We start from the raw sequence: 19,063 nt of genomic DNA, 5'->3' as shown, positions 1-19,063 counted from the left end.
CGCTAGGACGCTGCTGCGTGGCGGAATTCGTAGGGCAGGGGTTCGACGGTGCCGGTCTCGCCGACCGGGCCGCCGTCGACGAAACTGCGCAGCGTGTTGCGGAGCCCGTCCAGGTGGGCGCGCGCCGTGACGATGCGGCGACTGACGGACGTCGAGTCGCCGAGCATGGCGTCGAGATAGTCGTTGATGGCGGCGGGCTGGTCCGCCGGCAGGTCGAAGCCTCCGGGCTTGAGGGTGCGGAGCGCCTTCTCGGTCGACCCGCTCGAAACCGCCAGCGGGACGGCGCCTTCGGTTGCGCCCACGATCAACGCATGAATCCGGTCGCTGGCGACGATCGCCGATTCCCGGTGCAGCGCGCGCACCTTCTGCTCCCACTCGGCGTGTGACTCTTCGCCGAACAGCAGTGGCTCGGTGCCCGGATGCAGCACCCAGGCGAGTTTCTCCATGGCCTCGCGATCGCGGCGGACCTGGCTGTACACCTGTATCCGCAGGCCCCGCGACTTGGCGATGTCCCGCAGGAGACGAATCTTGTTCTCGTCGAGCAGATCCCGGTTCCCGCGCGTGGTGACGGCGAGAATCTTGCGTTCGCCGGCCGGGGTGCCCAGGCCGTCGACCAGGGGATCGGGGCCTTCGCCGAACGCCCAGTCGGGTGCGACGTCGCCGACTCCGAACGCGGCGGCGGTCCGAGGATCCCGCCAGGCGACGAGCGACATCTTGCGCCGCGCGTAGCGCTCCATGTGCGGCGCGGCGATGGTGGTGTCCGGCGACATCCGGACGCCGGCGCCGACCTGGACGGTGGTGCCGCCGCGGGGTCGCGACAGCAGCGCACAGATGGCCGTCCACCAGCCCCAGAAGCGTCCGGCGCGTTCGGGCAGGACCAATTCACCGGCCGGCATCACCATGAGGGTCCGGCCGGTCAGGGCGCTCGTGGCGTAGCGGCTGATCCAGCCGATCGCCGTGTCGTGCACCACTTCGTCGCCGCGCAGCTTCAGGGCCGTCAGATACCGCTCGTCGTTCGCGTCCGGCATCAACTTCCGGCCGACGTGGACGTGCACGCGAGCGTCGTCGATGCCGTGGAAAGTCCGGAGCAGGCCGCGTCGGAGGATCGAGTCGCCGATGTTGTCGCTCTGTCCCCAGGTGGAGAGAAACACGCGCGCCAAGCCACTTCCCCCTTCGGCATCCCCGGTGCCAGAAATTTTCGTCCCTGTGAGGATGCCCAGGACACTAACAGGTAGCTGACAGCTTCGGAGGCCAGACGGGATGCCTATTTGGTGTTAGCTGGCCGCAGGCGGATCCGCGGCGGCGGCACCGGTGCTATTGACGAATCCGTCGATTCACCTCGTGAGCGGGGGTGATGCCGAAGTGCGGTGTCAGCGGCCGCTGAACACCTGACGGATGCTCGCCAGCTGCGCCGCGTTGTCCGGGTGAACGAAGATGAAATTGTTCACATAGTCGGGCGAGCGCTTTCCGCCGACCGACTTCGCGTCCTCGGGCCGCTGCAATGCTGCGGTGTCGAATTCGGCCACGTGCCGGAGCGCGCCCCGGTGCAAGAAATAGCCCTGGTATCCCATCGTGTCGAAAAAGGCGAAGGTCTGTGCGACACCCCCGGCGTTATGCCGCTCCTCGCATTCGACGATGCACGTCGGTTTTGCGGTTTCCAGAGTTCGTACGCCACCGCGGAGAACGGCAGACTCGTGACCTTCCACATCGATCTTCAACACGCCGAGTCGATTCAGATCGAGTTCGTCGATGGTCGTCGTCGGCACGGTGATGGTGCGCAGCTCGAAACCCGGATTGGCGTCTTGTTGTAGTGAACTTCTGGTGAGCACATCGCGACCACGGCGGGTGGGGATATGAAATGTGGTCTCCCCGATTCGGTCGGACAATGCCACGGGCAGAACCCGATTCTCCGGCTTGATGATCCGGCGCAAGCTGGACGCCATGACCGGATGTGCTTCGACCGCAATTACTTTGCGGAAACGGTTCAGTGCGTAGTACGAATAGACGCCCGCATTCGCGCCGACATCGAGAAAATCCTGGCTTGAATCCTTCAGTACCGCAAGGAGTCTGAGCTCGGGCTCACCTTTGCGCAACTCCCAGTTGACGAGTTGGCGGGCGCGGAGTGCTGATGCGGAGAACATATTTGCTATTCGGTGCATTCCTTGACGGGATTCGGAACGTGTTTCAGTGGCTGCCGGTGCGGTCGCGGAAGACTGCCGCGGTGCGAGCGGCGGCCTCGCGCCAGTTGCTGTAGTTGCCGGCCCAGTTGCGCATCGACTCGCGGTCGACGCTGCGGGCCTTGTCACGTGCTTCGGCGAGGCCCGCAGCCAGTCCGTCGACGCCGAGTTCCACCGGATACAGGCGCTGCCCGCCGGCCAGGTCGACGAGGTGGTTGACCTCGGGCCCGATCACGGGGCAGCCCATGCTCAGTGCCAGCAGCGCACTGCCCGAGGTGAAGAAGCCGCGGTGGGCGATGACGGCGCCGTCTGCCGCGGCGAAGTACAGCGGGACCTCCGACTTCGGAATGCGTTTGGCGCACAAGAGGATTCGCGGGTCTTCCCGCGCCAGCGCGAGATCGGCCGACACGTCGCCCTGGGGATGGCCGGCCAGGATGAGGCGATCCTGGTCTCTGGCGACCTTCTGGAAGGCGTGGATGATGTCGCTGATGCCCTTGTAGGGGCGCAGCAATCCGAAGGACAGCGCGACGAAGCCGTCGGCGGGCAGGCCGAGTTTGGCGCGCGCTTCGAGCTGCGACGGCGGCGCCGGATGGGAGTCGATGTAGTGCGGGTGCCGAACCACGGTGCACGGCCCTGTGTATCCGAACTCCGCTGCGAGCGTTTCCTGGGCGCTGGGGAAGTGGATGAAGACGTGGTCGACGAGCGCGAGCAGTTCCTTGCGGATGCTACGACCCAGGTCCGGGTGCGGATCATCGTGTGGCACCAGATTGTGTGCCGTCCAGGCGATGCGCACGCCGCGCCGCTTCAGTGCTTGCAATTGGCGGTTGAATGCCGCGGCGCGGGCTTCGTATATCCACCGCACGTGGCTGGTGTGCGCTTCGGTGGACCAATGCAGATGCAGCCAATCGCCACTATGTAGCCGAGCCGATTCGATACTCAGAATATGCGGCGCGGAAACGTCCAGGCCTTCGGCGCGTAACCCTTCGATCATGTTGGGCAAATAGGGGTTGTCCAACCAGTGTGGCCATACCGCCACCCGAATGGGTTTTGTTTCCTTGGCGGCTGGTGCATCCAGAGTTGGCTGTGCAGGCCGGGTGAGCGAACGAGCCATGCGGCGGACTCTACAGTTATCCGCCCCGAATCTGCCACATATCTGTGAATTACCGGGATGTGCGCCAATTTCCTTTGATTAACAAACCAAACGGCCCTTTCTGCGCGCAATTCTGACGTGGGCAACAATTGCGTTGCCTCGCATATCTCTGGCAAATAACGTCACGTTCAGTCAATTGACAGATATGTCGCCGGCCGGCAATCCAGTACCGCTGAATATCGTGCATTTCGGTACGCCAATCGGCGCAATCGCATTCGCGGCACTGTCACAGCAACGTCGGGGCGGCCGGATACACGCCCCTCGGCGCCGATCGAGCAAACGGTGCTGTCGCATGCCCGGATTCCGGGCCCTGGCGCCGGCCGCAACGCCGGCAGCCGCGTGGGCCGCCATCGGGATTGGCCGAACCTCAGTTCGCGGCGTCTCACCGAAGCCCCGGCGGCGCAGTGTGGTGTACTTAGCTGCGACGGCTGCTGCTCTCGAATAAATCCCGGGTCCGTGCGTCCCGACCGTGCGTGGAGCGCGCTGAAATGATCGACCGGCGACCCCTCGGGTGGCCGGAAAGTAACTGCGACGACGTGGAGTTCGGCTATATGAGATTGAGCGTGATTGGAACGGGCTACCTGGGTGCCGTTCACGCCGCTTGCATGGCGCATATCGGGCACGAGGTCGTCGCGTACGACACCGACGCGTCGAAGATCGCCGCCTTGTCGGCTGGGACGTCGCCGTTCTACGAGCCCGGGTTCGACGAGCTGCTCGCCGCGGTGCTGGCCACCGGACGGCTGCGGTTCACCCAGTCCGCACAGGAAGCGGTGTCCGGCGCCGCAGTGCACTTCGTCTGCGTCGGCACCCCGCAGCTGGCCGGTTCGGACGCCGCCAACATCGCGTACGTCGACAGCGCCTTCCGCGCGGTCGTCGCCAACGCGGACTGTGACGGGCTGATCGTCGGAAAGTCCACCGTCCCGGTCGGCACGGCCCAGCGCCTGGCCGCGGAGGTCGCCAAGACGTCGTCGGGCCTCGAGGTCGCGTGGAACCCGGAGTTCCTCCGGGAGGGCAAGGCCATCGAGGACACGTTGCAGCCGGACCGTCTGGTGTTCGGGGTCACCTCCGAGTACGCCGAGAAGACGCTGCAAGAGGTGTACGGCGCCCTGCTCGACGGCGGCACGCCTTATCTGACGGCGGACCTGCCGACGTCGGAACTGGTGAAGGTCGCGGCCAATGCTTTTCTCGCGACCAAGATTTCGTTCATCAACGCCATGGCCGAGGTCTGCGAGATCGTCGACGCCGACGTGACGGTGCTCAGCCGCGCGCTCGGGTACGACGACCGCATCGGCAAGCGCTTCCTGAACGCGGGCCTGGGTTTCGGCGGTGGCTGCCTGCCCAAGGACATCCGGGCATTCAGCGCCAGGGCCGGTGAGCTGGGCGCCTCGGACGCGCTGCGGTTCCTGCACGAGGTCGACAAGATCAACCTGCGTCGCCGGGAGAAGGCCGTGTCGGTCGCGCGTGCGGTCGTCGGCGGGGAATTCCTCGGCCAGAGCATTGCCGTCCTGGGCGCCGCGTTCAAGCCCAACAGCGACGACGTGCGCGACTCGCCGGCGCTGAACGTGGCGGCCGCGATGCACCTGAAGGGCGCTGACGTCCGCGTCCACGATCCGAAGGCGATCGAAAACGCCAAGGCCCGGTTCCCGACGCTGGGCTACTTCGACAGTGCCGAGGATGCCTGCCGCAACGCGGATCTGATCGTGCTGGCGACGGAGTGGGACGAGTACACCAACATCGATCCCGAGGCGTTCCGCTCGGTGGTGAAGGAGCCACGCCTGCTGGATACCCGGAACGTCATCGACCGCGAGAGCTGGTCGCGTGCGGGGTGGCAGGTGTACTCGCTCGGTCGTGGCGGACTGCACGTCTAGTAGAGGAGATTGATCCATGACGGGTCAGACGATCGACGTGATCATTCCGGTCCGCGACATGGCCGATCACCTTCCGAACCTGCTGCGGCCGTTGCTCGACCAGTTGTCCGACGGTGACCGGGTCACGGTCGTCGACGACGCGTCGGTCGACGACACGGCGGCGGTCGCGCGTTCGCTGGGCGCGCGCGTCGTGACGCTGACGAACAGCCGGGGCCCGTACTACGCGCGGCAGGTGGCCGCGAGCCGGTCGGACGCCGACATCCTGCTCTTCATCGACGGGCGCTGCCGCCCGCTGCCGGGTCTGCTCGACGCGCACCGGGCCATGCAGGCGCGACCGGGAGTCGCGTTGTCCTGCACCAACGTTCGCACGCTGTCGGGGCCGACCGTGGCCGCCCGGATGGCTGCCAAGATGCAGCCGTTCATGTTGCCGCGCGGCGGCGGGGCGATGAAAGCCGTCGTCGGGATGGTGCCGCCGCGGCCCGACTACTACCCGACGTGCAATCTCGGTATCGACCGCATCGCCTTCGAGAAGGTGGACGGGTTCCGGGCGATGCGCGGCGGCGGCGACCTCGACATCTGCTGGCGGATCCAGGACCAGTCGCTCGGCACCATCGCCACCGACACCCGGGTGCTGATGGAGTGGGAGCCGCGGACTGCGATCCGCGATCTGGCCAGTCAGTGGAAGCGTTACGGCAACAGCAACGCGTACATCCGCTGGGCGCACCGCAATGATTCGGCCAGCAAGGGCACGCATGCGCCGGCGCGGGTCTCACCGGCAGAGGCGTGGACGACGATGCGTGCCGAGCTGCGCCGTCCGGTGTCGGAGCTGGCGGCCACCGCGATCCTCGGAATCGCTTTCCAGTACGGCTATTTCGCCGCACAGCTCAAGCGCAAGGAGTTCGAGATGCCGGTGCACTTCGACGTGTCCCGGGACTCCGACTCGGCCTGAGCCGAGTTCGATGGGCTCAGCCCTCGACCTTGCCGCCTTCGACTGCCGCGCGGTACGACCGCACCGCCATCGGGACGACGACGACCGCGAGCACCACGAGCCACAGCGCGGCCACGGCGAGGGGCTGCCAGAACGCGCCGCCGTTGGACAGCGCCCGCATGGCCGCCGCCGCGGGGGCGATCGGCTGGTAGTCGGCAATCGGGCGCAACGCGGCCGGAATCTTCGCGGGCGGAATCAATGTCGCGAATGCCAGGCCCATGCACGCCGTGTTGGTCCACGTGAGGATCATCCGGCCCTGGGGTCGCAGGGCCAGCGTGATCACGATGGTGGCGAACACCACCACGATGGCGACGGGGATCAACAGATAGACCAGCAGCGCGATCCAGCTGCCCGAGAACCGGAAGCCCATCAGGTAACCGGCCGCCACCACGAACGCCGACGCCGCGAAGGTGCGCAGCGCCTCGGCCAGCAGCGCGCCCGTCAGGGGCGACGTCCGCCGGACCGGCATGATCCACAGCCGGGTCAGCAGACCGCTGTCGCGGTCGTGGGGGACGGCCAGACCGGCGCCGATGGCGCCCGACATGGCACCGGCCAGCGTGCACACCGGGATCAGGACGTCCAGTCCGCTGTTGCCGGTGAGGCGAACCATCGACTTGCCGACCAGGATGCCGTAGATGAGCAGCAGCAGGGTCGGGAACACCAGGGCCTGCACGGGCACCATCGGGTACCGGCGCCACTGGATGAACAGCCGGCTCGCGAATATCCAGCTCTCGGTGAGGCGCGAATGTTGGTGCTGTTTGGTCGGATTCACGATGAGCGCTCCTGAAGTCGAACCGCAACCGCGCCGAAGACGACCAGCAGCCCGACGGTCCACGCGATGCTGGCGCCGAGGATGCCCGTGTCGATGTGGCCGCTGGTGAATCCGCGCAGCGCGTCGGTGATCAGCGAAACCGGTTGGTAGCGCACGAAAGAATGCAGCCATGTGGGAAACGCCTCGACGGGCGCGAGCCCGGTCGACAGCATCACCAGGAAGAGCTGGGGGATCAGCAGCAGCTGGCTGGCCACCTCGGCACGTCCGGCCTTGGAGCCGGTGGCGTCGGCGCCGAAGGACACGGCCAGGGTCAGGGTCAGCGCCAGCACGATGAAGGCGGCCGCGTAGCCGAAACCTGTGGTCAGCCGGAACCCGAACAGGTACGCGGCGAGCACCGACGCGACCAAAGCCAGTAGTCCGCGGATCAGGCAGTAGGCCATGCGGGCCAGGAATGGCGCATAGGGGGAGATGGGGAGCGTGCGCATGCGGGCGCCGAGTCCGCTGGCCTTCTCGCCGGCGGCCCGGTCGGTGGTGGTGAGCGCGCCGAACAGCATCGCCTGCACGACGACCGCCGGCAGGATGTACTGCACGTAGCTCATGTCGCCGGTGGCGATGACGTCACCGAGCATGAAGGTGAGGCCGATCAGCGTGGAAACCGGCACGAGCACGGCGAAGACGAGGTCCAGCCAGCCCTTGCGCAGGATGCGGGCCGTCAGGAGTCCGAATGCCGTCACTTCGACTTGACCGGGGTGGTGAGGTGCAGGAACACCTCGTCGAGTGAGGGGCGGCGCAGCGAGATGTCGATGAGCTCGACGCCGATCTCGTCCATGCGGCGGAACACCTCGGTGAGGGTCGCGACGCCGCCCGGCGCCGGTACCGACACCGTCGTCGCGTCGGTGTCGACCTCGATCTCGTCGAAGTCGGCCAGGGCCGTGGCGATGCGCGGCAGGTCGTCCGGGTTGAGCGGGGTCATCTCGCAGTAGCTCGAGCCCGTCTGGCGCTTGAGCTCGTCGGCGGTCCCGCGGGCGACGATCTGTCCGCCGTTGAGGATGACGATGGAATCGCTGAGGATGTCGGCTTCTTCCAGGTACTGCGTCGTCAGCAGGACGGTGATGCCCTGGGACTTCATCGAGGACACCAGATTCCAGACGTCGCGGCGGCTGCGCGGGTCCAGCCCGGTGGTCGGCTCGTCGAGGAACAGCACCTTCGGTGGGACCACGAGGGACACCGCGATGTCGATGCGGCGGCGCATGCCGCCGGAATACCCGCTCACCTGGCGGTCCGCGGCGTGCCCCATGTCGAATTGGGTGATCAGTTCGTCGGCCCGGCTGCGGGCCTCGCCGCGCCGCAGGCCCCGCAGGCGCCCGAACAGGACGAGGTTCTCCCGTCCGGTCAGCCGGAGGTCCAGGGCGGCATCCTGTCCGGTGACGCCGATGGACTGACGCACCTTCGCCGGTTCCTTTGCCACGTCGTAGCCGGCGACGATCGCCTGGCCCGAGGTCGGCTTGAGCAAGGTGGAGAGGATCTTGACGGTCGTCGTCTTGCCGGCGCCGTTGTGTCCCAGCAACGCACACACAGAGCCGGTGGGGACGGAAAAGCTCACGTCGCGGAGTGCGGGAACAGACCCGCCAAAAGTCTTGGCGACGTTGATGAGCTCGATCACGGAGTCATACGATACAGAGAGCCGCAGCGCATTCAATTCGCACAGCGCACGCCGTGATGTGGACATCATCACTATGTGGCGCTCGGCGAGGGCCCCATCGAGACCCCGATTCGGTTGCCGGATCTCTACGTCGGCGACAAATTTTCGGGCAAATGAATTGCGGTGCTCGTCGCCACCGCGGAACGCGCCGCCGATCGACCGCCGGGCATGACGCCGTCTGTGGTGGTCACCGGACTGAATGGACCTTGCCCAGGGTTGTCGCGAGGCAAGTCGACCCGCCGTTGTCGAGGTTGCGGTTGACCACGTATCAGCTATGTCTTAGAGTTTGCTGAATTCGTAAATATCCCTTTCTGTGCGAGGACGTGGCATGGTGCATCTCGATGTTCTCCCAGTGAAGGCGACACGCCGTCGGGGCCGCCCGGCCGGCACCGATTCGGCGCAGACGCGGGCGCGCATCCTGGACGCCGCACGCGAGGTGATCGCAGTCCGTGGCTACCACGCCACCACCATCCAGGCCATCGCCGAGATCGCCGAGTTGAGCCGTCCCACGCTGCATTACCACTTCCAGACGCGTGAGGACATCTACCACTGTCTGCTGAATGAGATCGCCACGACGATCGACCTCTGCATCGCCCGAGCGGGAGCGGAATCCACTCTGCCAGAACAGATTTCGGTACTAGTCACCGAATTCCGCAACGCTGGTGTCCATGAACCGGGCAGTGTGGCGCTGCTGGTCAGCTCCTATCTGGAGGCCGACCGGTTGCCGGCCCCGCGCAGGGACGCCAAGGCGGCCGTCCGCAAATTCATGGACCAGGCCGTGCGCGACGCCGTGGCGCGCGGTGAGTTGCCTGCCGAGACGGCTGTGGCCCCTGTGGCGGACCTGCTCTACACCATGGTGTGGGGGCTCGGCTTCTATGCCGGGCTCGTGGCCGACCGGGATCGCGTCGAAGCGGTAACTAAGCAACTGCAACAGGTGTTGCACAAGGGGTTGCTGGTGGGTCCCGGGGCAACAGCCGTCGCGGCTTCGTCGTAGTCCCGCCGACGACACAGCGCCCGACACGCCGAGAGGTGTCGGTGGCCCGTTTTAGACTGGCAGCCCTATGAGCCAGTTCGTGCACCTCCACAATCACACCGAGTACTCGATGCTGGACGGTGCCGCGAAGGTCAAGCCGATGGTGCAGGAAGCCATCCGGTTGGGTATGCCGGCAATCGGCATGACCGACCACGGAAACATGTTCGGCGCCAGCGAGTTCTACAACACCGCCACCAAAGAGGGCATCAAGCCGATCATCGGCATCGAGGCGTACATCGCGCCCGCGTCGCGCTTCAACACCAAGCGCATCACCTGGGGCGATCCGAGCCAGAAGAGCGACGACGTCTCGGGTAGTGGCTCGTACACCCACATGACGATGGTCGCGGAGAACGCGACCGGGCTGCGCAACCTGTTCAAGCTGTCGTCGCTGGCGTCGTTCGAGGGGCAGCTCGGCAAGTGGTCCCGCATGGACGCGGAGATCATCGCCGAGCATTCCGCGGGCATCATCGCCACGACCGGCTGCCCGTCGGGTGAGGTGCAGACCCGGCTCCGGCTCGGTCACGAGAAAGAGGCCGTCGAGGCCGCCGCGAAGTGGCAGGAGATCTTCGGCAAGGAGAACTTCTTTCTCGAGCTGATGGACCACGGCATCGAGATCGAGCGCCGGGTTCGCGAGGGCCTGCTGGACATCGGCAAGAAGCTGGGCATCCCGCCGCTCGCCACCAACGACTGCCACTACGTCACCCGCGAGGCCTCGCACAACCACGAGGCGCTGCTGTGTATCCAGACCGGCAAGACGCTGTCCGATCCGACGCGGTTCAAGTTCGACGGTGACGGCTACTACCTCAAGTCGGCCGAGGACATGCGGGCCATGTGGGATCACCAGGTACCCGGTGCCTGTGATTCGACCTTGCTGATCGCCGAGCGCGTCGAGTCCTACGCCGATGTCTGGAAGTTCCACGACCGGATGCCGATCTTCCCGGTGCCCGAGGGCGAGACGCAGGCCACGTGGCTGCGCAAAGAGGTGCTGCGTGGCCTGGACCGGCGCTTCCCGGGCGGCCCGCCCCAGGAGTATCTCGACCGCGCCGAATACGAGATCAGCGTCATCGTGCAGATGGGCTTCCCGGCATACTTTCTCGTCGTCGGTGACCTCATCAGCCACGCGCGCGAGGTGGGAATCTGGGTGGGCCCCGGCCGAGGTTCGGCCGCAGGTTCGCTGGTGGCGTGGGCGATGGGCATCACCAACATCGACCCGATCCCGCACGGTCTGCTGTTCGAGCGGTTCCTCAACCCCGAGCGCGTGTCGATGCCCGATATCGACATCGACTTCGACGACCGCCGGCGCGGCGAGATGGTGCGCTACGCGAGCGAGAAGTGGGGCAGTGACCGCGTCGCCCAGGTCATCACCTTCGGTACCATCAAAACCAAAGCGGCACTGAAGGATTCGGCTCGAGTCCATTACGGGCAGCCGGGCTTCGCCATCGCCGATCGCATCACCAAGGCGCTGCCGCCGCCCATCATGGCCAAGGACATCTCGGTGGCGGGGATCACCGACCCCAACCACGAGCGGTACAAGGAAGCCGCCGAGGTCCGCGCGTTGATCGACACCGACCCCGACGTGCGCACCATCTACGAGACCGCCCGCGGGCTGGAGGGGCTGGTCCGCAACGCGGGTGTGCACGCCTGCGCGGTGATCATGAGCTCCGAACCGCTCATCGACGCCATCCCGATGTGGAAGCGCGCCCAGGACGGCGCCATCATCACCGGCTGGGACTACCCGTCGTGTGAGGCCATCGGCCTGCTGAAGATGGACTTCCTGGGCCTGCGCAACCTCACCGTCATCGGTGACGCGCTGGAGAACATCAAGGCCAACCGGGGCATCGATCTGGACCTCGACCACCTGAGCCTGGACGACCCGAAAACCTACGAGCTGCTGGCGCGCGGCGACACGCTCGGCGTGTTCCAGCTCGACGGATCCGCGATGCGCGATCTGCTGAAACTGATGCGACCGACGGGCTTCGAGGACATCGTGGCCGTCCTGGCGCTGTACCGGCCGGGTCCGATGGGTGTGGACGCGCACACCGACTACGCGAAGCGCAAGAACGGGCTGCAGGAGATCACGCCCATCCACCCGGAGCTCGAAGAGCCGCTGCGTGACATCCTTTCCGAGACTTACGGTCTGATCGTTTACCAAGAACAGATCATGCACATCGCACAGAAGGTCGCGGGCTACTCGCTCGGCCAAGCAGACCTGCTGCGTCGCGCGATGGGTAAGAAGAAGAAGGAAATCCTCGACGAGGCCTACGGCGGGTTTGCCGACGGCATGAAGCAGAACGGCTTCTCGCAGGCGGCCATCACTGCGCTGTGGGACACGGTGCTGCCGTTCGCCGGCTACGCGTTCAACAAGTCGCACGCCGCCGGATACGGTCTGGTGTCGTTCTGGACCGCCTACCTCAAGGCCAACTATCCGGCCGAGTACATGGCAGGTCTGCTGACCTCGGTCGGTGACGACAAGGACAAGGCCGCGATTTACCTGGCGGATTGCCGCCGCCTGGGCATCACCGTGCTGCCACCGGATGTCAACGAATCGGTGCACAACTTCGCCTCGGTCGGCAAGGACATCCGCTACGGGCTGGGCGGTGTGCGCAACGTCGGCGCCAACGTGGTGCAGTCCATCATCGCGGCCCGCACCGACAAGGGGAAATACACCGATTTCTCCGACTACCTCAGCAAGATCGACATCACGGCCTGCAACAAGCGGGTCACTGAATCCCTGGTCAAGGCAGGCGCTTTCGACTCGCTGGGCCACGCCCGCAAGGGTCTGTTCCTGGTACACGCCGACGCGGTCGACTCGGTGCTCGGCACCAAGAAGGCCGAAGCCATGGGCCAGTTCGACCTGTTCGGCGGCGGTGACGCCGGGGATGCCGGGGATGCGGCCTTCACCATCAAGGTGCCCGACAACGAGTGGGACGACAAGCACAAGCTCGCCCTGGAGCGAGAGATGCTGGGCCTGTACGTTTCCGGCCATCCGCTCAACGGTGTCGCGCACCTGCTCAACGCGCAGGTGGACACCCAGATTCCGGCCATCCTCGAAGGCGCTGTCGCCAACGACAGCCAGGTCCGCATCGGCGGCATCCTGGCGGGTGTGGTCCGGCGCGTCAACAAGCAGGGATTGCCCTGGGCGTCAGCGCAATTGGAAGATCTCAACGGTTCGGTGACGGTGAACTTCTTCCCGAAGACCTATGCCGTGTTCGGTGCCGACATCATGGACGACGCCATCGTGCTGGTGAGCGGCAAGGCCCGGGTCGAGGACGAGCGGGTCTCGATCTTCGCCAGTGACCTTGTGGTGCCTGACTTTTCGAATGCGCAGGCCGACCGTCCGCTCGCGGTGAGCCTGCCGACGCGGCAGTGCACCCCGGAGAAGGTCAGTGCGCTCAAGCAGGTGCTGGCCCACCACCCGGGCACCTCCCAGGTGCATCTGCGGCTCATCAGTGGAGACCGCATCACCACCCTGGAACTGGACCAGACACTGCGGGTGACACCGTCGTCGGCGTTGATGGGTGACTTGAAGGCGCTGCTGGGCCCGGGCTGCCTCGGCGGGTAGTCCGGGTGGTCTCAGTTCAGAAGCGGTAGCGCAGGATCCGCGCTTTCCGTGCGCCCGCGCGGGTGCGCCCCGTCAGCCGGGTGGCGACCCGCAGCGCCCAGGGAAACAGGTCGACCTCGGGCTGATGGGCCAGGCTGGTCTCTTCGACGAGCTGCATGCGGGGATTCCAACTCAAGGGGTGCCGGGCATCTGTGAAACCCGCATAACCCAGTTGGCTGCCAACGTCTTTGAACATCTGCTGCGGCAGGTACTTGAAGGCCGCCAGGCTGATCGGTCCGAACTGTCCGTAGTCGTTGAACGCCAGCTCGCCGCGGCGGAAGTGTTCGGTGACGCTGCGGAACACGCCGGCGATGACGGGCTCGGTCAGGAATGCGAACAACCCGTCAGCCACGAGCATGGCGGGACGATCCGCAGGAATGCCTGCGGCCCAGTCTGTTTCGGCCACCGATGCCACCACTGTGTGCGACTGCGGATTCGCCGGCAACAGCTGCTCACGCAGCGCCGAAACGCCGGCGAGGTCCACGGTGTACCAGTCGACCGTCGGCGGCGGGGCCACCCGATAGAAGCCGCTGTCGAGTCCTCCGCCCAGATCGACGACGACCGCATCGGTGTGTGCTGCGGTGAATGCAGATACGCGATCGTCGAGCATCTTGGCGCGCAGCGCGGTCTGGCAGACCACGCTGGTCTGGACTCCCAGCGCGGCAAAGTCGTAGTCGATGGCCGGCACCGCCGAGTCCGCCCAGGTATCGCGAAGAATCGAGCGGGGCTTGCGGCTGTCCAGGGCCCGCGCGTACACGGTGAGCAGGGCGGTCCGTTCCACGGGCGTCAGTGACGTGACAGCTATTCCCATCGTTCCGACCATACGCCTCCAGTTGCGCTGAACGTTCTACCCAAAATGTTTAGCGCGCTGTGGATTTCGCGCCTCGGTGCCATGAAGCGCCGGCGATGTGCTTCGATCATGAGGCCCAGCGAGGAGGGACACCGGAATGTCTGAAGCGCAGCGTCCGACCACTTTGTGTGAAGCGTTCCAGCTGACAGCGGCGCTCGATCCGGACGCCGTCGCACTGCGCACCGCCGGAGACGTGATCACGCTGACCATGAAGCTCAAACGGCGCCCCATCGTCGAGAAGTACGCCGCGGAGATCGAAGCGCTCTACGAAGCCGCGCCGGGGCCGACCGTCCACGAACCGAAAGCGACTGTCGCGGCGGCGAATTGATGCTCAGGCTGTCGTGCAGGCGAACTTCAGCCCGACGCCTTCGGGCGCCGGCAGCACCGGCGTCAGGCAACCGAAGGTCTGGATGCCGGCGTTGCTGAACCGGACCGCGGTGCGGCGCGCGTAATTCACGCAGACCGGCCCGGTGGCGTCGGCGCGGCATTGATAGTCGCCGAACCGCAGGCTCTGTCCGTCCTTCAGTTTGGGTCCGGTGCCGGCGTTGAAACGCCCTGGATCCCCGTGTACCGAACCGACTTCCGCGGTGGGACCTTCGAAATCGACCCAGCCGCCGACCCAGTGGCCGTAGGTGTCGGCCGGTTGCGGCGGTGGGGACGTCAGGTGCATCAGGCACGCCAGTGCACCGTTGAAGCTCTTGTCGGTGATGCAGTTGGCGCCCGACGCCGTGGTGAACGCGATGTCGGTGCCCAGATCGGTCGGCGTGCCGTCGCGTGTCGCGGTGTGGAAGCCGGCCGGGTCGGCCGGGGTGCCGGCCTCGACCCAGGCGATCACGTCGGCGACCGGCGCGCCCGCGGGCGGCGGCGTCGTGGGCGCGGCCTTCGGCGCCGGGGCCGGGGGACGACTCGCCGGTGCGGTGGCCGACAGAGACGGCTCGGAGATCGCCACGCCGGGCTGTCCGTGCTGGTCCGAATTGGCGGCACAACCAGCAACCAGGGCACATGCCGCGAGGGCCACCGGAAGTCGCATGCCCGCCAGGGTAACCGGCACCACGCCAACACGCGGTTCAGGCACCCCGAGGATTACAGATTTTCGATAGTGTCCATTTATGCACGAACGTACCGTCCGCGTGACTATCGACAGCGGAACCATCGAGGGGTTCACCCGCGACGGCGTGCACCGCTGGCGTTCTGTGCCCTACGCGCGGCCCCCGGTGGGCCCGTGGCGCTACCGGGCCCCGCAACCCGTGCAGCCCTGGCGCGGCGTGCGCTACTGCCATGGCTTCACCTACTGCGCGCCCCAGGAGCGCAAGTACACGATGCTGAGCGTGGGCAAGTACCAGCCGATGGGCGAGGACTGTCTGACGCTGAACGTGGTGACGCCCGAACAGCCCACCGGTGAGCCGCTGCCCGTGATGTTCTTCATCCACGGTGGCGGGTACATCCTCGGCAGTTCCGCCACCCCGATCTACGACGGTGCCGCGCTGGCGCGGCGCGGCTGCATCTTCGTGTCGGCCAACTACCGGCTGGGCGCGCTCGGCTGCTTCGATGTGTCCACCCTGGCCACGGCGGAGCACCGGCTGGACGACAACCTGTTCTTGCGTGACCTGGTGGCGGCGCTGAAGTGGGTGCGGACCAACATCGCCGTGTTCGGCGGCGATCCGGACAACGTGACCATTTTCGGGGAGAGTGCAGGCGCGCACGCCGTGGCGACGCTGCTCGCCGTGCCGCAGGCGAAAGGCCTTTTCCACCAGGCCATTGCCGAGAGCCCCGCAAGCGGCATGGTGCGTTCACCCGACGCGGCCGCCCAGTTCGCGAAGCAGTTCGCCGAAGCGCTGGGAGCCGGTGAGCGGGACGGTGCCGCCGCGCTGATGTCGGCGCGACCGGCTGAGCTGATGGCCGCGCTGGACCGCGTCATCCGCGGTGCGGTGACCGACATGCCGGGTGCCTTCCCGGCGGGGCCGGCCTGCGGAACCGAGTTCCTGCCCGAAGACCCGATGGTCGCGATGCGCGAGGGGCGGGCCCACCACGTGCCGCTGATCGTTGGTAGCAATGCCGACGAGGGCCGGCTGTTCACCAAGTTCATGCAGCTGCTGCCCACCAATGAGGCCATGATCGAGCGCATCCTCGCTCACCTCCCGGCGGAACGGCGCGCCCGGATCACCGGGGCGTATCCGGGCTATCCGCGGTCTGCCGACGCCTGTATCAAGCTCGGCGGCGACTTCGCTTTCGGCACCGCGTCGTGGGAGATCGCCGGGGCGCACATGCGCCACGCGCCCACGTACGCCTACCGGTACGACTACGCGCCGCCGGCGCTGCATTGGACTGGCCTCGGTGCCACGCACGCCACCGAACTGCTCGCGGTGTTCGACGTGTACCGGACCCCGCTGGGTTCGGTGCTGACCGCCGCCATGGACCGCAAGTCGGCGCTGCGGATCAGCAATGACGTCCAGAACCGGTGGCGGGCGTTCGCGAGGACGGGCGTCCCCGGGGAGGGCTGGCCGCAGTACGACGCAGCCGACCGCGCCGTGCTGGTGTTCGACCGCAAGACCCGCGTCGAGTTCGATCCGCGCGCCGAGCAGCGTCAGGCCTGGGAAGGCTTTTCACTGGTCCACGGCTAGGGCCTACTTCTTGACCACCTGGGTGCCGCCGGCGAGTTCGTCGTGCCGGCCCTGTTTGCAGGGGCTGGAGTTGATCGTGACGGCGATGAAGATGTATGCGATGAACGCCAGCAGCCCGCCGACCCACGGGATGATGGGCAGCAGGGTGAACGAGTTGCGGATGGCCGACTGCTTGAAGTCGGGCTTCGCCACGCCGTGGGGTCCGCGGACGCTGAGGCCCAGCAGCATCTTGCCGGGCGTCGCCCCGGCCAGGACCTCGAACAGCACGAAGTACAGGAAAGTGCCCAGTCCGGAGAACAGGCCGGTCACCATGACGTCGGACATCGAGCCGATGGAGAAGGCGCCGAAGAAGGCCAGGACTCCGACGATCAGTCCGTCGATGAACCGCGCGAAGAATCGGGGCAGCAGGTCACCGGGATGCACCGGCGTGGGTGCGCCGTAAGCGCCTGGGGTGGGGTAGTTCTCGCCGTAGGTCATGGCGTCAATTTACTGCCGATCGGCCAGCAATATCTGGCTTAGCCGCGTAGTGGTGGCCTGGCCGTCCGCATTGCCGCCGGCGCCGTTCAACGCGTTCATGACGGCGAGCGTGAAACGTTGTCCGGGCCCGGCGAATCCGACGGTGTTGGTCACCCAGCCGCCCTGCTCGTCGGACCAGCCGTCCTTGTTGCCGGGCGCCATGCCCGGGCCGGCGCCCCAGACACCCCACTGCTGAATGGGGTCGACGTGCTGCATGGCGTTCACGATCCAGGCGGTCTCGTTGGGCCGTAGCTTGGTCAGCATGTAGTTGACCATCTGGTCCAGATCGTCGGTGGTCGACTTCTGAAAGCCCCAGTACGGGAACATGTCTCCGAATCCGCGCTGTGGTTGCACCCGGGTCATGCCGAAATGGGGGAAGTCGTTGTTGAAGATGGTGTGGTCGGGCCCGCCGTACCGGGTCCACAGGGTGTCGGCGGCGTCGTTGTCCGAGGTGTGCAGCATCTTGCCCATCAGGGCGATGTCGTTGTCGGTGAGCCGCAGCAGCCCGGCGCTCTGCCGGGCGAACAGGTCCACCACCATGCCGAGCTTGATGGTCGAGGCCGTCCAGACCATGTCCCCGGCATGCGAATTGCGGTACACCGCACCGGTTTTGCGGTCGCGAAGCACGTATCCGACGGTGCCAGGCCGGGTCGCCAGATAGGCGTCCGCCGCCGCGACGCGTTGCTGCGCATCGCAGGCGCCGGTGCATTCGGCACGGGCGGTGGGCAGTGCGGTCCCGGTCAAGAGCGTTGCGACCAGTGCCGCCCTGAGCAGTTTCACGCCGGTAGCCTCCCAGATCTCGGTCAGTGTCATCCGGTGCCGACGGCCTCTGTCCGGGGCCACGTCGGCAGCGGCACGGGCCCGTCGCCCGGGCGCAGCCGGTCGAGCACCGCCCGCAGCGGTGGCCAGTTGGTGCGGCCCTTGCGGGTGACGGCGTAGGCGGTGTGGATCACCGTCGGCCCGGCCAGCGGGACGACCTTGATGCCCGCGCTGGTGGGCCGTTCCAGCGGCAGCAGCCCGACGCCGTACCCGGCGACGATCAGGTCCTCGACCAGTTCCAGGCTGTCGATCTGATGGGCGATGCGCGGGGTGAATCCGCTGAGCGCACCCAGTGTGCGGACGGCATCCTCGTCGGCGGTGTTGCGCGAGTTGACGATCCAGGTTCGGTCCGCGTACTCGGACAGTTCGGCGGGTCCGTTCGCCTCATCGGCCGGCAGGCCCAGCCCCCATGGAATCGACCACAGGGCAAAGCCTTCGAGGAGCGGGCTGGGGGAGGCCGGAGCCAGGTTGTAGTCGTAGGTCAGGGCCAGGTCCAGGTCGTCGTCGGTGAGCAACGCGAACGCCTCGATGGGCTCGTATTCGCTTATCGCAACATCGATTCCGGGGTGTTCCCGGGTCAATTCCGCCAGGATCGGCAGCAGCGAGACGCGGATGCCGGTGGCGAAGCCGCCGATCCGCAGGGTGCCGACGGGTTCGGCGCCGGAATCGAGGTCGAGGCGCGCCGCGTCGACGGCGGCGAGGATGGTCACCGCATGGTCGGCGAGGCGCTGTCCGGCCGGTGTCAGCCTGACCCGGCGCCCTTCCGGTTCGATCAGTTGGGTGCCGGTTTCCTTGGCGAGCGCCGCGATCTGTTGCGACACCGTCGACGTCGTGAGATCGAGGTTCTCGGCGACGGCTCGCATCGACCCCAGGCGCGACAGCGCCAGCAGGAGGCGCAGCCGGCGGGTGTCCATCTCATCATTGTCCAGGGAATCTGCACGATTCTGCGTGTTCCGGCCCGAAGTT

Annotated in this window: 17 protein-coding genes; 6 read left to right on the top strand and 11 right to left on the bottom strand. The window is 66.6% G+C overall.

Translation table 11 applies throughout. The features are described from left to right. Window positions 1-2: 2 nt before the first annotated feature. From ACJH7A_RS11820 to ACJH7A_RS11810, 3 genes are all read right to left on the bottom strand, one after another. Entirely contained in the window at window positions 3-1,151 is a 1,149-nt protein-coding gene (locus tag ACJH7A_RS11820; RefSeq protein ID WP_212811485.1) for a polysaccharide pyruvyl transferase family protein, read from the bottom strand. 219 nt (window positions 1,152-1,370) lie between these two features. After that, entirely contained in the window at window positions 1,371-2,141 is a 771-nt protein-coding gene (locus tag ACJH7A_RS11815; protein WP_406802004.1) for an FkbM family methyltransferase, read from the bottom strand. Between the two features lie 43 nt (window positions 2,142-2,184). Then, on the bottom strand, window positions 2,185-3,288 hold the full coding sequence (locus ACJH7A_RS11810) for a glycosyltransferase (RefSeq protein ID WP_406802003.1): 1,104 nt from the start codon (window positions 3,286-3,288) through the stop codon (window positions 2,185-2,187). Window positions 3,289-3,878: 590 nt separating this feature from the next. Here ACJH7A_RS11810 and ACJH7A_RS11805 point away from each other — a divergent pair. Together ACJH7A_RS11805 and ACJH7A_RS11800 are read left to right on the top strand one after the other, a co-directional pair. After that, complete coding sequence (locus tag ACJH7A_RS11805) at window positions 3,879-5,195, top strand: UDP-glucose/GDP-mannose dehydrogenase family protein (protein ID WP_133427360.1); 1,317 nt, start codon at window positions 3,879-3,881, stop codon at window positions 5,193-5,195. 16 nt (window positions 5,196-5,211) lie between these two features. Beyond that, complete coding sequence (locus ACJH7A_RS11800) at window positions 5,212-6,144, top strand: glycosyltransferase family 2 protein (RefSeq protein WP_133427361.1); 933 nt, start codon at window positions 5,212-5,214, stop codon at window positions 6,142-6,144. Window positions 6,145-6,160: 16 nt separating this feature from the next. On the opposite strand, the gene ACJH7A_RS11795 is transcribed toward ACJH7A_RS11800, so the two are convergent. The 3 genes from ACJH7A_RS11795 to ACJH7A_RS11785 are packed head-to-tail and all read right to left on the bottom strand — an operon-like array spanning window position 6,161 to window position 8,618. Next, window positions 6,161-6,955 (bottom strand): ABC transporter permease, encoded by a 795-nt coding sequence (locus ACJH7A_RS11795; RefSeq protein ID WP_406802002.1) that lies wholly within the window; start codon window positions 6,953-6,955, stop codon window positions 6,161-6,163. Beyond that, complete coding sequence (locus ACJH7A_RS11790; protein WP_029105006.1) at window positions 6,952-7,689, bottom strand: ABC transporter permease; 738 nt, start codon at window positions 7,687-7,689, stop codon at window positions 6,952-6,954. Before ACJH7A_RS11790 ends, ACJH7A_RS11795 begins: the two co-directional genes overlap by 4 nt. Then, window positions 7,686-8,618: a daunorubicin/doxorubicin resistance ABC transporter ATP-binding protein DrrA gene (locus ACJH7A_RS11785; protein WP_061006097.1), complete on the bottom strand. Its 933-nt coding sequence runs from the start codon at window positions 8,616-8,618 to the stop codon at window positions 7,686-7,688. The genes ACJH7A_RS11790 and ACJH7A_RS11785 overlap by 4 nt, the downstream gene beginning before the upstream one ends. Window positions 8,619-8,985: 367 nt before the next feature. Here ACJH7A_RS11785 and ACJH7A_RS11780 point away from each other — a divergent pair, with 367 nt between their 5' ends. Both ACJH7A_RS11780 and dnaE read left to right on the top strand, forming a co-directional pair. Beyond that, complete coding sequence (locus tag ACJH7A_RS11780; protein WP_318985097.1) at window positions 8,986-9,651, top strand: TetR/AcrR family transcriptional regulator; 666 nt, start codon at window positions 8,986-8,988, stop codon at window positions 9,649-9,651. A 67-nt stretch (window positions 9,652-9,718) separates the two neighbouring features. Beyond that, complete coding sequence (gene dnaE / locus ACJH7A_RS11775) at window positions 9,719-13,252, top strand: DNA polymerase III subunit alpha (RefSeq protein WP_406802001.1); 3,534 nt, start codon at window positions 9,719-9,721, stop codon at window positions 13,250-13,252. Between the two features lie 16 nt (window positions 13,253-13,268). On the opposite strand, the gene ACJH7A_RS11770 is transcribed toward dnaE, so the two are convergent. Then, window positions 13,269-14,102, bottom strand: a complete 834-nt coding sequence (locus ACJH7A_RS11770) for a class I SAM-dependent methyltransferase (protein ID WP_406802000.1) — start codon at window positions 14,100-14,102, stop codon at window positions 13,269-13,271. A 136-nt stretch (window positions 14,103-14,238) separates the two neighbouring features. Here ACJH7A_RS11770 and ACJH7A_RS11765 point away from each other — a divergent pair, with 136 nt between their 5' ends. Further along, window positions 14,239-14,469, top strand: coding sequence for a hypothetical protein (locus ACJH7A_RS11765; protein WP_406801999.1), 231 nt, complete (start codon window positions 14,239-14,241; stop codon window positions 14,467-14,469). Window positions 14,470-14,472: 3 nt separating this feature from the next. On the opposite strand, the gene ACJH7A_RS11760 is transcribed toward ACJH7A_RS11765, so the two are convergent. Continuing rightward, window positions 14,473-15,171: a hypothetical protein gene (locus ACJH7A_RS11760; protein ID WP_064858167.1), complete on the bottom strand. Its 699-nt coding sequence runs from the start codon at window positions 15,169-15,171 to the stop codon at window positions 14,473-14,475. 79 nt (window positions 15,172-15,250) lie between these two features. Between ACJH7A_RS11760 and ACJH7A_RS11755 the strand changes: the two genes are divergently transcribed. Continuing rightward, window positions 15,251-16,762 carry a carboxylesterase/lipase family protein gene (locus ACJH7A_RS11755; RefSeq protein ID WP_406801998.1) on the top strand — a complete coding sequence of 504 codons (1,512 nt, stop codon included), beginning with the start codon at window positions 15,251-15,253 and terminating at the stop codon, window positions 16,760-16,762. A 3-nt stretch (window positions 16,763-16,765) separates the two neighbouring features. Here ACJH7A_RS11755 and ACJH7A_RS11750 read toward each other — a convergent pair whose 3' ends face one another. The 3 genes from ACJH7A_RS11750 to ACJH7A_RS11740 are packed head-to-tail and all read right to left on the bottom strand — an operon-like array spanning window position 16,766 to window position 19,011. Beyond that, window positions 16,766-17,239, bottom strand: coding sequence for an RDD family protein (locus ACJH7A_RS11750; RefSeq protein ID WP_135355261.1), 474 nt, complete (start codon window positions 17,237-17,239; stop codon window positions 16,766-16,768). Between the two features lie 9 nt (window positions 17,240-17,248). After that, window positions 17,249-18,058 (bottom strand): tat pathway signal sequence, encoded by an 810-nt coding sequence (locus ACJH7A_RS11745; RefSeq protein ID WP_318985093.1) that lies wholly within the window; start codon window positions 18,056-18,058, stop codon window positions 17,249-17,251. 29 nt (window positions 18,059-18,087) lie between these two features. Then, the gene (locus tag ACJH7A_RS11740; RefSeq protein ID WP_406801997.1) at window positions 18,088-19,011 is read right to left on the bottom strand and encodes a LysR family transcriptional regulator; all 924 of its coding nucleotides are present in this window, start codon (window positions 19,009-19,011) and stop codon (window positions 18,088-18,090) included. Between the last annotated feature and the right edge of the window lie 52 nt (window positions 19,012-19,063).

Origin of the sequence: Mycobacterium sp. SMC-17, from assembly GCF_045310915.1 — a bacterium.
Lineage (GTDB): Bacteria > Actinomycetota > Actinomycetes > Mycobacteriales > Mycobacteriaceae > Mycobacterium.
The sequence above is the reverse complement of the archived record's forward strand: the minus strand, read 5'-3'. Positions and strand labels throughout refer to the sequence as shown.

What these genes read in the sequence shown, in the direction of transcription:
- ACJH7A_RS11780 (WP_318985097.1), top strand. Translation starts at nt 8,986, where the DNA reads ATGGTGCATCTCGATGTTCTCCCAGTGAAGGCGACACGCCGTCGGGGC.
- ACJH7A_RS11800 (WP_133427361.1), top strand. Translation starts at nt 5,212, where the DNA reads ATGACGGGTCAGACGATCGACGTGATCATTCCGGTCCGCGACATGGCC.
- ACJH7A_RS11805 (WP_133427360.1), top strand. Translation starts at nt 3,879, where the DNA reads ATGAGATTGAGCGTGATTGGAACGGGCTACCTGGGTGCCGTTCACGCC.
- ACJH7A_RS11815 (WP_406802004.1), bottom strand. Translation starts at nt 2,141, where the DNA reads ATGTTCTCCGCATCAGCACTCCGCGCCCGCCAACTCGTCAACTGGGAG.
- ACJH7A_RS11810 (WP_406802003.1), bottom strand. Translation starts at nt 3,288, where the DNA reads ATGGCTCGTTCGCTCACCCGGCCTGCACAGCCAACTCTGGATGCACCA.
- ACJH7A_RS11740 (WP_406801997.1), bottom strand. Translation starts at nt 19,011, where the DNA reads ATGGACACCCGCCGGCTGCGCCTCCTGCTGGCGCTGTCGCGCCTGGGG.
- dnaE (WP_406802001.1), top strand. Translation starts at nt 9,719, where the DNA reads ATGAGCCAGTTCGTGCACCTCCACAATCACACCGAGTACTCGATGCTG.
- ACJH7A_RS11770 (WP_406802000.1), bottom strand. Translation starts at nt 14,102, where the DNA reads ATGGGAATAGCTGTCACGTCACTGACGCCCGTGGAACGGACCGCCCTG.
- ACJH7A_RS11765 (WP_406801999.1), top strand. Translation starts at nt 14,239, where the DNA reads ATGTCTGAAGCGCAGCGTCCGACCACTTTGTGTGAAGCGTTCCAGCTG.
- ACJH7A_RS11755 (WP_406801998.1), top strand. Translation starts at nt 15,251, where the DNA reads ATGCACGAACGTACCGTCCGCGTGACTATCGACAGCGGAACCATCGAG.
- ACJH7A_RS11750 (WP_135355261.1), bottom strand. Translation starts at nt 17,239, where the DNA reads ATGACCTACGGCGAGAACTACCCCACCCCAGGCGCTTACGGCGCACCC.
- ACJH7A_RS11760 (WP_064858167.1), bottom strand. Translation starts at nt 15,171, where the DNA reads ATGCGACTTCCGGTGGCCCTCGCGGCATGTGCCCTGGTTGCTGGTTGT.